Annotated in this window: 14 protein-coding genes; 10 read left to right on the forward strand and 4 right to left on the reverse strand. The window is 66.6% G+C overall.

From position 1 onward, the window contains the following. On the reverse strand, positions 1 to 1,231 hold a 1,231-nt coding region (gene dnaK, locus ACTIAO_RS14885; RefSeq protein WP_441906975.1), incomplete at its 3' end, for a molecular chaperone DnaK. A 152-nt stretch (positions 1,232 to 1,383) separates the two neighbouring features. Between dnaK and ACTIAO_RS14890 the strand changes: the two genes are divergently transcribed. Together ACTIAO_RS14890 and ACTIAO_RS14895 are read left to right on the forward strand one after the other, a co-directional pair. Next, complete coding sequence (locus tag ACTIAO_RS14890; protein ID WP_441906976.1) at positions 1,384 to 2,034, forward strand: hypothetical protein; 651 nt, start codon at positions 1,384 to 1,386, stop codon at positions 2,032 to 2,034. 3 nt (positions 2,035 to 2,037) lie between these two features. Next, positions 2,038 to 3,132 (forward strand): hypothetical protein, encoded by a 1,095-nt coding sequence (locus ACTIAO_RS14895; RefSeq protein ID WP_441906977.1) that lies wholly within the window; start codon positions 2,038 to 2,040, stop codon positions 3,130 to 3,132. A gap of 31 nt (positions 3,133 to 3,163) precedes the next feature. Here the strand turns inward: ACTIAO_RS14895 and ACTIAO_RS14900 are convergent, their stop codons facing one another. Then, complete coding sequence (locus ACTIAO_RS14900; RefSeq protein ID WP_441906978.1) at positions 3,164 to 3,625, reverse strand: DUF3817 domain-containing protein; 462 nt, start codon at positions 3,623 to 3,625, stop codon at positions 3,164 to 3,166. A 233-nt stretch (positions 3,626 to 3,858) separates the two neighbouring features. Between ACTIAO_RS14900 and ACTIAO_RS14905 the strand changes: the two genes are divergently transcribed. From ACTIAO_RS14905 to ACTIAO_RS14930, 6 genes are all read left to right on the forward strand, one after another. Next, entirely contained in the window at positions 3,859 to 4,581 is a 723-nt protein-coding gene (locus ACTIAO_RS14905) for a DUF1684 domain-containing protein (protein ID WP_441906979.1), read from the forward strand. Between the two features lie 62 nt (positions 4,582 to 4,643). Then, positions 4,644 to 6,137 (forward strand): ABC transporter substrate-binding protein, encoded by a 1,494-nt coding sequence (locus ACTIAO_RS14910; protein ID WP_441906980.1) that lies wholly within the window; start codon positions 4,644 to 4,646, stop codon positions 6,135 to 6,137. A 66-nt stretch (positions 6,138 to 6,203) separates the two neighbouring features. Further along, the gene (locus tag ACTIAO_RS14915) at positions 6,204 to 7,166 is read left to right on the forward strand and encodes an ABC transporter permease (RefSeq protein WP_441906988.1); all 963 of its coding nucleotides are present in this window, start codon (positions 6,204 to 6,206) and stop codon (positions 7,164 to 7,166) included. Beyond that, positions 7,163 to 8,038, forward strand: coding sequence for an ABC transporter permease (locus ACTIAO_RS14920; protein ID WP_441906981.1), 876 nt, complete (start codon positions 7,163 to 7,165; stop codon positions 8,036 to 8,038). Before ACTIAO_RS14915 ends, ACTIAO_RS14920 begins: the two co-directional genes overlap by 4 nt. Beyond that, positions 8,035 to 8,838 (forward strand): ATP-binding cassette domain-containing protein, encoded by an 804-nt coding sequence (locus ACTIAO_RS14925; RefSeq protein WP_441906982.1) that lies wholly within the window; start codon positions 8,035 to 8,037, stop codon positions 8,836 to 8,838. Before ACTIAO_RS14920 ends, ACTIAO_RS14925 begins: the two co-directional genes overlap by 4 nt. Continuing rightward, positions 8,835 to 9,602 (forward strand): ABC transporter ATP-binding protein, encoded by a 768-nt coding sequence (locus ACTIAO_RS14930; RefSeq protein WP_441906983.1) that lies wholly within the window; start codon positions 8,835 to 8,837, stop codon positions 9,600 to 9,602. The genes ACTIAO_RS14925 and ACTIAO_RS14930 overlap by 4 nt, the downstream gene beginning before the upstream one ends. A 28-nt stretch (positions 9,603 to 9,630) precedes the next feature. On the opposite strand, the gene ACTIAO_RS14935 is transcribed toward ACTIAO_RS14930, so the two are convergent. Continuing rightward, entirely contained in the window at positions 9,631 to 10,548 is a 918-nt protein-coding gene (locus tag ACTIAO_RS14935) for a helix-turn-helix transcriptional regulator (RefSeq protein WP_441906984.1), read from the reverse strand. Between the two features lie 29 nt (positions 10,549 to 10,577). After that, positions 10,578 to 11,795 (reverse strand): MFS transporter, encoded by a 1,218-nt coding sequence (locus ACTIAO_RS14940; protein WP_441906985.1) that lies wholly within the window; start codon positions 11,793 to 11,795, stop codon positions 10,578 to 10,580. Between the two features lie 258 nt (positions 11,796 to 12,053). Between ACTIAO_RS14940 and ACTIAO_RS14945 the strand changes: the two genes are divergently transcribed. Then, complete coding sequence (locus tag ACTIAO_RS14945; RefSeq protein WP_441906986.1) at positions 12,054 to 12,905, forward strand: serine protein kinase RIO; 852 nt, start codon at positions 12,054 to 12,056, stop codon at positions 12,903 to 12,905. Between the two features lie 64 nt (positions 12,906 to 12,969). Beyond that, the coding region (locus ACTIAO_RS14950; RefSeq protein WP_441906987.1) for an MFS transporter at positions 12,970 to 13,718 on the forward strand (749 nt) is incomplete at its 3' end.

A 13,718-nucleotide genomic window follows, 5' to 3' on the forward strand; every position in this document is an offset into this window, starting at 1 on the left:
ACGGCTGGTTGTCGTCTGCCGTGGTGAAGGTCTCGCTGCGCTTGGTCGGGATGGCGGTGTTGCGCTCGATGAGCTTCGTCATCCGGCCGCCCTTGGTCTCGATACCGAGGCTCAGCGGCGTGACGTCGATGAGCAGAACGTCCTTGCGCTCGCCCTTGAGGACACCGGCCTGGAGGGCGGCGCCGACGGCGACGACCTCATCCGGGTTGACGCCCTTGTTGGCTTCCTTGCCGGTCTCGCGCTTGACGAGCTCGGCAACGGCGGGCATACGGGTCGATCCACCGACGAGCACGACGTGATCGATGTCGGCGACCTTGACGTTCGCCTCGCGGATGACGTCCTCGAACGGCTTCTTGGTGCGGTCGAGGAGGTCCTTGGTGAGGTCCTCGAACTTCGCGCGGGTGATCGTCTCGGAGAGCGAGACGGGGCCCGACTCGGTCAGCGACAGGTACGGCAGGTTGATGGAGGTGCTGGTCGAGGAGGACAGCTCCTTCTTCGCCTGCTCAGCCGCTTCCTTCAGACGCTGCAGGGCGATCTTGTCACCCGAGACGTCGACGCCCGTGGTCTCCTTGAACTGCTTGATCAGGTGGTCGACGAGGCGCTGGTCCCAGTCGTCACCGCCGAGGCGGTTGTCGCCGGAGGTCGAGCGCACCTGAATGGTGGAGAAGTCGTCGTCCTTGCCCACTTCGAGCAGGGAGACGTCGAACGTTCCGCCACCGAGGTCGAAGACGAGGATGAGCTCGTCCTCCTTGCCGCGGTCCAGGCCGTAGGCGAGGGCGGCTGCGGTGGGCTCGTTGATGATGCGCAGGACGTTGAGGCCAGCGATCTCGCCGGCTTCCTTCGTCGCCTGACGCTCAGCGTCGTTGAAGTACGCGGGGACGGTGATGACGGCATCCGTCACGGTGTCACCCAGGTAGGACTCGGCGTCGCGCTTGAGCTTCATGAGGATGCGCGCGGAGATCTCCTGCGGCGTCCACTTCTTGCCGTCGACGTCGAAGCTCCAGTCGGTGCCCATGTGGCGCTTGACGGATGCGACGGTGCGGTCGACGTTCGTGACGGCCTGACGCTTCGCGGTCTCGCCGACGAGCACCTCGCCGTCCTTCGTGTATGCGACCACCGAGGGGGTCGTGCGGAAGCCCTCGGCGTTGGCGATGACCTTCGGCTCGCCACCCTCGAGGACGCTGACGACGGAGTTCGTCGTTCCGAGGTCGATTCCAACAGCACGTGCCATGTGATTCTCCTTCTGGTTGAAGTGCGTAGTGAAGATATAGGGCGAATCAGAAACCTGAGTCGCGATGGCTCAACTGTATCGCGGCCACCGGATGCTGTCAAATGAACTTGATATGAACAGGCTCAACTTTTCACCCCTCTAGGCTGTCTGGCATGGACACGACGCGATCCCTTCGCCTGACCGCCACCGTCATCGTCGCCTTCGCTGCCCTACCGCTGAGTGGATGCCTCGCCGCACAGATCCCTTCCGAACCTCAGACCAACGTCGAGCCGAGCGCCGCACCAGAACCGACGGAGCCGTCTTCAGACCTCCCCGCCACGCTCTCATTCGCGGACGGTGCGCTGCTGCCCGAGTCCGCGTACATCGAGTGGGGCGACAGCCTCATGACCGATGATGGCTGGGAGATCGCAGGCGCCGATGACGGCAACGGAAACTGGAGCTACGCGACGACCGACGGCACCTGCACCGCGCAGTTCTGGCAGGGGTTCACCTCAGATGTTCAGACGACTCCCGGCGACGACAGCGCGTCATCCGATGCCATTCTCGCCACACTTCTGCAGACGGATGCCGCATCCGTGACGCCGCATGCGACGGACGGCGCATTCAGCTACCAGACCGGCGGCAACGCCGACGTGGAACAGCGCCAGATCACCGGCGAGCAGGACGGACGCGTCTGGATCATGGCGGCGCGCGCCTTCACCGCGACCGGCGCCGGAGTCACGCTCATCGTGGATTGCGCCGGCGGGGACGCGCAGGCTGTGTTCGCTGAAGTCGTCGACAAGAACGCGATCATGGCGTACTGAACGATGCCGCGGGCACGGATCACGAGGTTGCTGCCGGCTCTGCTGGTCGCGACGTCGGTGACGCTCGCGGCATCCGCCTGCACGCCGCAGGCGACAGCCGATGACTGGATGCTGGAGCCCGTCCCCTTCGAGTCCGGCCACATGGGTGAAGTCGATCTCGCCTTCGGCATGTCGACGATCACGGCTGATGGCGCCGGGGGTTTCTGGAGCGGATCCGCCGGGTCCTGGCTGCACGTCGGCGCGGACGGCGAGACTCTGGCCAGGTTCAACATCGATGTCGAGCATCCGATGCACGCGATGGGATCCATCGCCGCGCTATCGCCCACAGAGCTGGTCGCCACTCGCACCGTCACTGCGCCGGATGCCGTGCCCGGCCTGTCCATCATCGACATGGAGACACTCGAGTACACCGATGTCCCGACGAAGCCGGTCCCAGAGACCGGCGCGGGCGAAGCGGATGCCGCGGCCGGAGACTTCATGCTCGGCGACCTTGCCGTACACGACGGCGATGCCTACGTCGTCCGCTACCAACCGGTCCCGCAGGAGTACCTGGACTTCGAGATCCTGCGGGTCGACCTCGGCAGCGGCGAGCGCGAGCTGCTGCATCGGGAGGCGCTGACGATCTCCACGTCGCCGCAGGTTTTCCCCGGGGTTCCCCCGGTCGATATCGATCTGGATGCCGGCGGCACCATCTATCTCGCGACCCCCTCGTACCGCATCATCCTTGCCCCCGACGGCACCGAGCTCTCCCGCGCCGCCCAGTCCGCGAATCGACCGATCGTCTCTGCCGATCCCGACGGTCGCGTGCTGTGGTGGGGAGGGGCTGAAGGCGCCGCGCACGCGACCTCGGTGATCATCGGAGGGTCCGGCGAGGCCCGGGATGCCATCGTAGGTCGCGCTTCGTGCGAAGGTCTGATTCGCGACGACGCCCTGCGCATGACGGTCGGGGATGCCGGAGCGGAGAGCACCGTCGAGTCATTGCCGTTCCTATGCGGCGCGAATGCTGCCGCGTGGACCGGTGATTCGTGGATCGTGGCGACGGGCGGCGAAGGTGACGGCGTGCTCGTGCGGCTGACGCCGCCGGCAGCCCTCGACTAGCGCTGCGCGCCGGGCTCACATCCCGCCGGGATCACTTCCCGCCGGGAGGGCCGATCGTCAGCAGGATCACGTACAGCGCGACGATCGCGACCGCGATCAGGACCACGAGCAGCCACGCGTGGTTGAGGAACCAGCGCATCGTCTTGTCGTACCAGGTGCGGTCCTGCGGGTGCTCGCTCTCTTCGAGACGCCAGTCCCCCACGAGCTTGCCCTTGCGGTGCAGCCAGATCTCCATCGGGATCGTTGCGTACGGAACGATCGCACTGACGACGGCGAGGATGCCGAGGCCGATCGACCAGCGCTGGTTGAACGCGACGAGGATCGCCGTGGCGCCATAAGAGAGGAAGATGAACCCGTGGATGCCGCCGGCAATCGTCACCACGACTCCCGGCGCTCCGACGGCTCGAGCGATCAGCGCGGAGATCAGGAGGGTCCAGGTGATCGCTTCGGCGATCGCGAGGACGCGGTACAGACGGGCAGGCGTGCGGAACATCGTGCTCCTTGTATTCGGGTCTCTATTAGCCTACGCACATCGATGACGAAGCCCCGTGCGTCCATCTCATCCAAAAGGTTGATATTTCGGGGTCGTGCTGCCGGAATAGCTGGGCGTACTCATGCGTTTGAATGATCGGTGCGTTGGCTGTCCTCGTTGGGGCACCCACAATGTTGCCCATCGTGACGCCGCAGCCCGCGCCTCACAGCCCGTTCTCCTAGCATCGAAGAGCCATGTCGACATCTCTGACCACATCCGAAGACCACGCCCGCTGGCGATCTGAACGGCGCGACGCCGTGACCGCGCGGACGGGCAATCTCGCGCTCGTCGAGACGCGTTGGACCGGAAGCTCTCGCCCCGATCTCGCCGCTGAGCAGGCCGCGGCATCCGTCACGGTCACATCCCTCGAGCGCAAGGACCTCACGACAGGCGAGGCCGAGTACGGTCTGCGGGTGTGGGACGCAGAGTCCCCGGCGATCAGGGCATTCGACAGCATCGACACGTATGAGTACGACCCGGAGTGGGTCATCGAAGCGCAGTTCACGCCCATCGACACCGACCGCACCGTGCCGTTCGAGCACATCCGCGACAACGGTGGCACTCGCGACCTCGTCGTTCCGGGAGATATCACCTTCACCCGCAATGGCATCGAGCACCGCCTCGCCGCGTTCGACGACGGCGGCACGCTCCTGCTGGTGTTCGGCGACGAGACCAATGGCCCGGAGACATACGGCGCCGGTCGGTTCCTCTTCGTCCACCGCGAAGAGGGAGCAGATTTCGGCACCCCCGGCGCCGTGGTCCTCGACTTCAACCGCGCCTTCGTACCTCCGTGCGGCTTCTCCGCCCAGTACAACTGCCCGATGCCTCCCCCGCAGAACCGCTTCGCCGAGCCGATCCGCGCCGGCGAGAAGAACGTCGTCTTCCACGGCGACTTCGACATCTACACCGCGCTCTGACCTCAGAGTCCCCACCGTCCCACCTCGTCCTACCCCGTACCGCCCTGCCCCAGGAGAACACCTTGAGAAAACCACTCGCGCTCGCAGCGGCCATCGTCGCCTCAGCACTCGTCCTCGCCGGCTGCTCCTCGAGCGGCACGTCGACATCCGAGGGCGGCGCCGATGACTCGATCTACGTCGGGTCGCTGTACGAGCCGCAGAACCTCAGCAACACGCAGGGTGGCGGGCAGGGCGTCACCGAGGCCTTCAACGGAAACGTCTACGAGGGCCTGTACCGTCTCACCGATGACGGTGAGGTCGAACCACTGCTCGCGACAGACGCTGAGACCAGCGACGATGGGCTCACTTACACGATCACGCTGCGCGACGACGTCACCTTCCACTCCGGAAAGGCCCTGACCTCGGCGGATGTGAAGACGAGCGTCGAAGCGGTCACCGCCGAGGACTCGCAGTCCGCTCGCGCGTCTGCATTCACCGTCATCTCCGGCATCGAGACGCCGGATGAGAAGACAGTGGTCTTCACGCTCTCTCAGCCCTCGATCTCCTTCCTCTACAACCTCGCCTACATCTGGATCGTGAACGGCGAGGCCGAAGACCTCACCACGAGCGAAGACGGAACCGGCCCCTACGTCCTGGAGGACTGGAAGCAGGGCAGCGCCCTGACGCTCACCCGCTGGGACGACTACTGGGGCGAGGCCGCGAAGAACGGCGAAGTCGTCTTCAACTACTACACCGATGCAACCGCGCAGAACAATGCACTGCTCAGCGGCGAGATCGACCTCATCACCAGCATCCAGAGCCCTGACGCACTCGACCAGTTCGACAACGACCAGTACACGATCAGCGAGGGAACCTCGACGACCAAGGAGCTGCTCGCCTTCAACGACCGGGTCGCACCGTTCGATGACCCGCTCGTGCGCAAGGCGATCTACTCCGCGATCGACACGGAGAAGCTGCTCACCTCGATCTGGGCCGACTACGGCACGCTCATCGGCTCGATGGTTCCGCCGACGGACCCCTGGTACGAGGACCTCACGGACGTCAACCCGTACGACGTCGACCTCGCGAAGCAGCAGCTCACCGAGGCCGGCTACCCCGACGGAATCGAGTTCACCCTCGACACTCCGAGCTACGACCCGCACCCTGCCGTCGCGGAGTTCCTCCAGTCGCAGCTCGCCGAGATCGGCGTCACCGTCGACATCAACACCATCAGCGCGGACGAGTGGTACACGAAGGTCTTCCAGGATCGCGACTTCGAGGCGACCCTGCAGGAGCACGTGAACGACCGCGATGTGGTCTGGTACGGAAATCCCGACTTCTACTGGGGCTACGACAACGCCGACGTGCAGCAGTGGGTCGCCGAGGCCGAGCAGGCCGCGACTCCTGAAGAGCAGACCGAGCTGCTGAAGAAGGTCAACGAGCAGATCGCCGAGGATGCGGCGAGCGTCTGGCTCTACCTCTACCCGCAGATCGTCGTCGCCCGCGCCGATGTCAGCGGATACCCTGTCAATGGCCTGAACTCGCAGTTCTTCGCCTACGACATCGTCAAGTCCTGATCTGCTCGCAGTGGGTGTGAGGGACGCAGACGGCGTCGTTCACACCCACTGACTCATTGCGTGCCCATGCTCCCCTATATCGTCCGCCGCCTGGCGTTCCTCGTGGTGTCGCTCGTCGTCGCCATGGTGGTGATCTTCGTGCTGCTGCGGCTCCTGCCCGGAGACCCGGCGAATGCGCTGCTCTCCGTGGATGCCACGCCGGAGCAGATCGCGGCGGCGCAGGCGCAAGTGGGCTCTGACCAGCCGCTCGCGCAGCAGTTCTTCACCTGGGCCGGTCAGATGGTGCGATTCGACCTCGGCGCGTCATACATCAGCACCCTCCCGGTGGCTCCGGAGATCGCATCCCGCCTACTGGTGACGCTTCCCCTCACGCTCCTCGCCTTCGCGCTCGCGCTCGTCGTCTCTCTCGTGGTCGGCATCACCGCGGCAGTCAAGGCCGACCGCTGGTACGGCGCTGTGCTGTCCGGATTCTCGCAGCTCGGTATCGCGGTGCCCGTCTTCTGGCTCGGGATCATCCTGGTGTGGATTTTCGCGCTCGGTCTCGGCATCCTTCCTTCCGGCGGCTTCCCGCGGGATGACTGGGAGGACCCGGCCGAGGCGCTGCGCGCGCTCACCCTGCCGATCATCACGATCGCGATCGTCATGAGTGCGTCCCTCGCCCGCTACGTGCGGGCGGCGACGCTCGATGTGCTGGGCAGCGACTACCTGCGCACGGCCAGGGCCGGCGGGTCCGGCCTCGGCGAGGCGCTGCTCCGACACGGTCTGCGCAACGGCGCGGTGCCCGTCGTGGCGATCCTCGGCATCGAGCTCTCGACGACCCTGCTGGGTGCTGTGGTCGTCGAGAGCGTCTTCTCGCTTCCGGGTCTGGGCAGTATGCTCCTGACCGGTATCGAGCAGCACGACTTCGCCAACATCCAGGGCGTGCTCGTGGTCAGCACCCTGTTCGTCCTCCTCGTCGGATTCCTGGCAGACATCGGTCAGCGCCTCATCGACCCTCGCCTGCGCGGCAGTGTGGCGGGCAACCGATGAGCATCGAATTCGGGCAGCAGGTCGAACCGCAGAATCCGGATGCCGCGCCTCGGCGACGCGGCGGACGACGCGCGACGCTGGTGCTGGGGCTGTGTCTCACCGGTGCCGTCGTGCTGCTCGCGCTCGTGTCGCTCTTCTGGCTCCCCTATCCCCCGTCGGATATCAGTGGGGGCCGGCTCGACCCGCCGAGCCCGGAGCATCTGCTCGGAACCGACAAGCTCGGCCGAGACCTGTTCACCCAGCTGATGATCGGTGCGCGCATCGCGCTTCTCGTCGGGACCGCCTCTGTGGCACTGGCCGCGGTGATCGGCCTCATCCTCGGACTGATCGCGGCCTTCGCCCGTCCGTGGCTCGACGATTCGCTCTCGGCCACCCTGGATGTCATCATCGCGTTCCCCGTGCTGCTGTTGGCGATGCTCGTCGTCGCCGTGCAGGGCGCCTCGCTCTGGTCGGCGATTCTCGCCATCGGTCTGGCGATGTCTGCTGTGGTGGCGAGGCTCACGCGCATCCTTGCGCGGCGGGTGCTGCAGGAGCAGTTCATCACCGCGGCGCGCACGAGCGGCACTCGGTGGGACGGGATCATCCTCTTCCACGTGCTCCCGAACATCGCACCGACCCTCGGGGTCAATCTCGCGCTGCAGTTCGGCGCCGCGGTGCTCGCCGAAGCGAGCCTGTCCTACCTCGGGCTCGGGGCACCGCCGCCGAACGCCTCGTGGGGGCGTCTGCTGCAGGAGGCGCAGGGCACCGTGCTCACGGCGCCGGTCGGAGCGATCGCGCCGGGCGTGGCGCTGGTGATGCTCGTGCTGGGAGTCAACTTCGTCGCCGATGGTCTGCGTGAGTTCATCGACCCCACGAGAAGGGGGCGGTCATGAGCGTTCTCGATGTCTCCGGCCTCACGGTCACGGCGGGCCCGCAGCGCCTCGTCGACGATGTCTCCTTCACGGTCGCCGCCGGCGAGCGCGTGGGAGTGATCGGCGAGTCCGGATCCGGAAAGTCCGTGACCTCGCTCGCGGTCACCGGACTGCTGGCCGATTCGCTCACGGCTTCCGGCTCGGTGCTTCTCGACGGCGTACAGGTCATCGGAGCATCCGACCGCGCGTTGCGCCCGCTGCGCGGCCGAGCAGCCGGCATTCTGTTCCAAGAGCCGCTGACGGCGCTCGATCCGCTCATGCGCGTCGGTCGGCAGATCGCCGAGCCGATGCGCCGCCACCTCGGTCTGCGCGGGGCGCAGCTGCAGGATGCTGTGCGACTCGCGCTGGAGGACGTCGCACTCGCCGCCCCCCGCTTCGCCCGGGCGTTCCCGCACGAGCTCTCCGGAGGACAGCGGCAGCGAGTGGCGGCCGCGATCGCGCTGGCCGCGCGGCCGGACCTGCTCATCGCCGACGAACCCACCACCGCCCTCGACGTGACGGTGCAGGACGAGATCCTCGCACTACTGGACCGCCTCGTGGCAGAGCGCGGCATGGCGCTGCTGTTCATCAGCCACGATCTGGCCGTCGTGACGCGGATGACCGACCGCGTCATCGTGATGCACCGTGGGCGAGCGGTCGAGCAGGGAACCGCCGAGCAGATCATCGGTGCGCCCCAGGCTCCGTACACAGCGGGGCTCGTCGCGAGCGCGCGAACCCTGGATTCTGCCCTCGATGACCCGTCGGACGGGAGTGCCCGATGAGCATCCTCGAACTGCGGAAAGCCCGCTTCGCCTACGGTTCGCGGACCGTCGTCGACGATGTCTCCGTCAGCGTCTCCGCCGGCGAGGCCGTGGGCCTGGTCGGAGAGTCCGGCGCAGGAAAGTCGACGATCCTCGCGCTGCTGCTGGGACTCACCGCCCCGAAGTCGGGCAGCGTGCACTTCGATGGGGCTCCTCTCGATCTCCGCGACAGGCGCATGATGCGACGCTTCCGCGCGAACGTGCAGACGGTCCTCCAGGATCCCTATTCCTCACTCGATCCCCGCCAGCGGATCGACCGCATCGTCGGTGAGCCGCTGATGTCGCTCGGCATCGCCCGTGGCGATGAGGCGCGAAAAGCCGTGACGGATGCTGTCACCTCAGTGGGCCTCGACCCTGATGTGCTGCGGCGGCATCCGCATGAGTTCTCCGGCGGGCAGCGACAGCGCATCGCCATCGCGCGCGCGATCGTCTCGAAGCCGAAGGTCCTACTCGCCGACGAACCCGTGAGCGCACTCGATGTGACCACCCGGATCCAGGTGATCGACCTTCTGAACACTCTTCGCCGGGAAACAGGACTCGTACTCGTCATGGTCTCGCATGATCTGAGCGCCGTTGCCGCCCTGTGCGAGCGGACCATCGTGCTGCGGGACGGCAGGGTAGTCGAGGAGGGCACGACTCGCGCCATCCTGCACTCCCCGCAGACGGACTACGCCCGGTCGCTGATGGCCGCCATTCCGCGGCTGCCTCCTGAAGTCCACTCTTGACGAGTCACTCACGCCATTATCGACAGAGTCAGGCCGGAAGGAGCTCGCGCTGAGCCGCTCGCCAGGCAGATGGCGTCATCCCCGTCGCGCGCCGGAATGCGCGGCTGAAACCCTCGTCCGAGCCATAGCCGAGGCTGCGAGAGATCTCCGACACAGCGCGACCTTCGCCCAGCATCCCCTTCGCGGTCCGCATCCGCACCTCGGTGACATAGCTGACCGGTGAGCGTCCGAGAGCCGAGTGGAACCGCTCGGCGAACACCGAGCGTGACATTGCGCTGATGGCGGCGAGTGTCTCCACAGTCCACTCGCGTCCAGGCGCGTCGTGAATCGCCTCGACGACCCGGTCGAGGAATGGGTCGTTCGAGCGCGACGGCCAGCCGGTGGGCGCGCAGCCGTTCTCTGCCCAGGCGCGGATGACTGACAGGAGCACCGTCATCGCCATCATGCGGCAGATGACCGGGTCGCCCGAGCGCAGGTTCTTCGTCTCCCGCGCATCTGCACCCAGGGTCCCCGCGAGTGCCGCGGCCGCAGGCTCGAGTGCGGCGAAGCCGGTCACGGTGATGAACTCGGGCAGCACATCCATGAGCGTATTCGCCGTGTCAGATAACTGCAGATCGGCGAGCATCAGACTTGCGCCGTGCTCGGACTGCAGAGCGACGGGGCTGCGCCCCAAAGTGAGGAAGGCGTCCCCCGCTACGAGCGTCCGGTGTTGCAAGTCGGGCGAGACGGCGATGGCAGCCGAGGCGCGATCGACGTCCAGGGTGCACGCCGCAGCTACAGGGGGCTGGCCGTGTACGGCTCCTTCGGCGACATACACGAGCCAGACGGCTCCCTCTGCGAGAGGCGCCACGCCTGCGGCATCCACCGTGATGCGACGTGCGGCACCGAGTCGCACCTCGATCGAAGAGAGCACCTTTTCCAGAGCATCCGCATCGATCGTCGTCATGCTCTGAAGCAACGGCGCGGTGTGGCGTCCTATTCCACGGCGGTGATGTCGGGAACCGTGCCGCGCACCCGGTTCGACACGCCGAACAGCACCGCACCGACGACCAGCACCGCAGCCCCCAGGGCGTACGACGGTTCGACCCCGATGCTGTCGACGAGGATCCCGCCCGCGCCCGCCGCGACCATGATCGCGGCCTGGAATCCGACGACGACCAGGCTGCCGCCAGCTTCCAGCCGGTCCGGCATCCGGTGCCCGACCCAGGTGTTCACGACGATCAGCCACGAGGCGAAGAAGAAGCCCCAGACGAACACGGCGATCCCGACGCCGAGCACAGAGCCCGAGAACAGGATGGTGGCGGCCACTGTCACGGCGATCACGGCGGGTGCGAGCACGGCGAAGAACCTGAAGGAGCGATCGATGACCAACCCGATCGTGAGGTTGCCGATCAGTCCCCCGATACCGAACAGCGCCAGCAGCATGACGATCGTGCCTGCGTCGATATCCGGCATGCGCTCGAGGGCGATACGAATATACGTGTACGCGAGGAAGTGGCCGAGCACGACGAGCACGTGACCGCCAAGCCCCAGCCCCACGCCGGGCCGGCGGATCGTGTCGAGCAGCAGCGAGAAGCTCGATACCTGCGCCGGGGGCACCGGTGGAAGCATCGTGCGCAGTGCGATCGCGAGGAGCCCGGTCACGATGCCGGCGAGCGCGAAGACCGCGCGCCAGTCCATCATCTCGCTGAGGATGACCCCGACCGGGACACCGGCGACCGTCGCGAGAGACGTTCCGGCGGAGGTGAACATCACCGCTCGCCCGAGGCGTTCGGGTCCCGCGATGCGCACCGCGACCGTGATCGACATCGACCAGAAGGTGGCGAGCGCGGCTCCCAGGAAGAACCGGGCGAGGAGCACGAGGATCAGATTCGGCGCGATCGCCACGATGAGATTGGATGCCGCGGCGGCGAGCGCCATCCACACCAGCAGCGAGCGGCGGTCCAGGCGCGGGAACACCATCCCGACTGTCGGTGCGACGAAGAGCCCGACCAGCGCGGTGACGGTGACGGTCTGCCCAGCCTGGCCCGGTGTGACGCCGAGCCCCGCCGCCATCTCAGTGAGCATGCCGTTGGGCAGGAACTCCGCGGTGACGAGGAGGAAGCTCAGCATCATCACGACGACGAGTGCGCCGTAGCGGATGCGCTCGGCGGGACTCGTCACGGTGACGGGGATGGGGGCGGTCGTTGTCATGATTCCACTCTCACAGGCAGGGGGATGCTGCACCCGATCTGCCGTCTGCGGCATCCGACCGATCGTCCTGCACTTCGCCTGGACACGCACCGCCCCGACAGCCTAAGCTCACTTCTGCACCGGGAAGCGCCCGGAAGAAATCCGCGAGAGAGGAGCTGTGACATGAACACTGTCGTTGTCGCGCCTCTCGCCGACCATCTTCCTCTCGAGGCCGCCCGCTCCTGATCCGCGCGTGGCCTCCCTTCCGGAGCAACCACCGTGACTGATCCTTTCGCGTCCACCGACGCATCCATCTCGTTCGCCGATTCCCTCAGCTTCGCCGATGTCGAACCCGGCGATGACCAGCGCTGGTCCACGTGGCCGGCGATCACCCCATCCGAGCGCGGGCCGGAGCCGTGGCCAGGCTGGGTCGTGACCTCCGCCGGCGCGCTCGACACCGAACTCGGCGTCCTCAAGACCGGCAAGGAGGCGGATGTGTTCCTCATCGAACGCGCCGTCCCCGACGATCCCGCCCAGCGCACGTTGCTCGCCGCCAAGCGCTACCGCAGCCCCGAGCACCGCTCGTTCCACCGCTCGGGGATGTACACCGAAGGGCGGAAGGTGACCGACTCTCGCGCGGGCCGGGCCATCGCCAACAAGACGGCATTCGGACGCGAGGTGGCAGCCGCCGAGTGGTCGTTCGCGGAGTTCGAAGCACTGACCCGCATGTGGGAACTCGGCGCACCCGTCCCGTACCCGGTGCAGGTGAACGGGACGGAGGTGCTGATGGAGTTCATCGGAACGGATGCCGCAGCAGCACCACGCCTCGCGCAGGTGCGCGAGGGGCGGGAGACCCTCGCCGACTACTTCGCCCAGATCGTCGAGATCATGCACATCTTCGCCGGCGCGGGCTTCGCGCACGGCGACCTCTCCCCCTACAACCTGCTCGTGCACGAGGGACGGGTGCGGGTGATCGACCTGCCGCAGATCGTCGACATCATCGCGAATCCCCAGGGGCTGGATCTGCTGCATCGCGACTGCGTGAACGTGTGCGACTGGTTCGCGAGGCACCGCGTGGAGTGCAATGCCGAAGAGCTGTTCGCCGAGCTGATGGCTGCGTCGTATATGTGAGGGCGGCGCGGGTCAGCGGCGCGCCGCTACCCGCCGTTCACAAGACTTCGACAGACTTCGATGCATGAGTGCTCCTGAGGATCCCCGCGTCCCGCGACCCGAGGCTGCTGCGAACACGGGCGCAGTCGGCGTGGTCGGTCTCGAACTGCGCGGGGAGGCCGAGGCACCAAAGAAGCAGATCTACTCGTGGGCGCTGTGGGATTGGGCGACGCAGCCGTTCAACACCGTCATCCTGACGTTCATCTTCACGGCCCTCTACCTCACGACCTCGCAGTTCCTCCCCCCGGAGATCGCGGCCCTCGACAAGGACGACGCGATTCGCACAGCTGCCGAGGCCGACCTGGCATCGGGCCTCGGGCTCGGGTCGACGATTGCCGCGTTCGCAATCCTGCTGCTCGCGCCCGTGCTCGGCCAGCGAGCGGATGCCGCAGGGCGCCAGAAGCTCTGGCTCGGAATCGGCACCGGTGCCCTCATCCTCTGCATGTTCGGTCTGTGGTTCGTCGAGCCCACTCCGACGCTGTTCTGGCTGGGGGTGGCGCTGATCTCGGCCGGATCTGTGTTCGGCGAGATCGCTGCGGTGAACTCCAACGCCATGCTCGTCGGCATCGCGAATCCGAAGACGGTCGGCAAGATCTCCGGACTCGGCTGGGGCTTCGGCTACATCGGCGGAGTCGTCGCTCTCGTCATCGTCATCGTGTTCTACGCGCTGAACTGGTTCGGAATCTCCGACGAGGGCGGCCTGCCCTTCCGTCTGATCGCGGTCGGATGCGCCATCTGGGCGATCATCTTCAGCATCCCGATCTTCCTGAATGT

The organism is Microbacterium sp. (assembly GCF_052099035.1).
Lineage (GTDB): Bacteria > Actinomycetota > Actinomycetes > Actinomycetales > Microbacteriaceae > Microbacterium.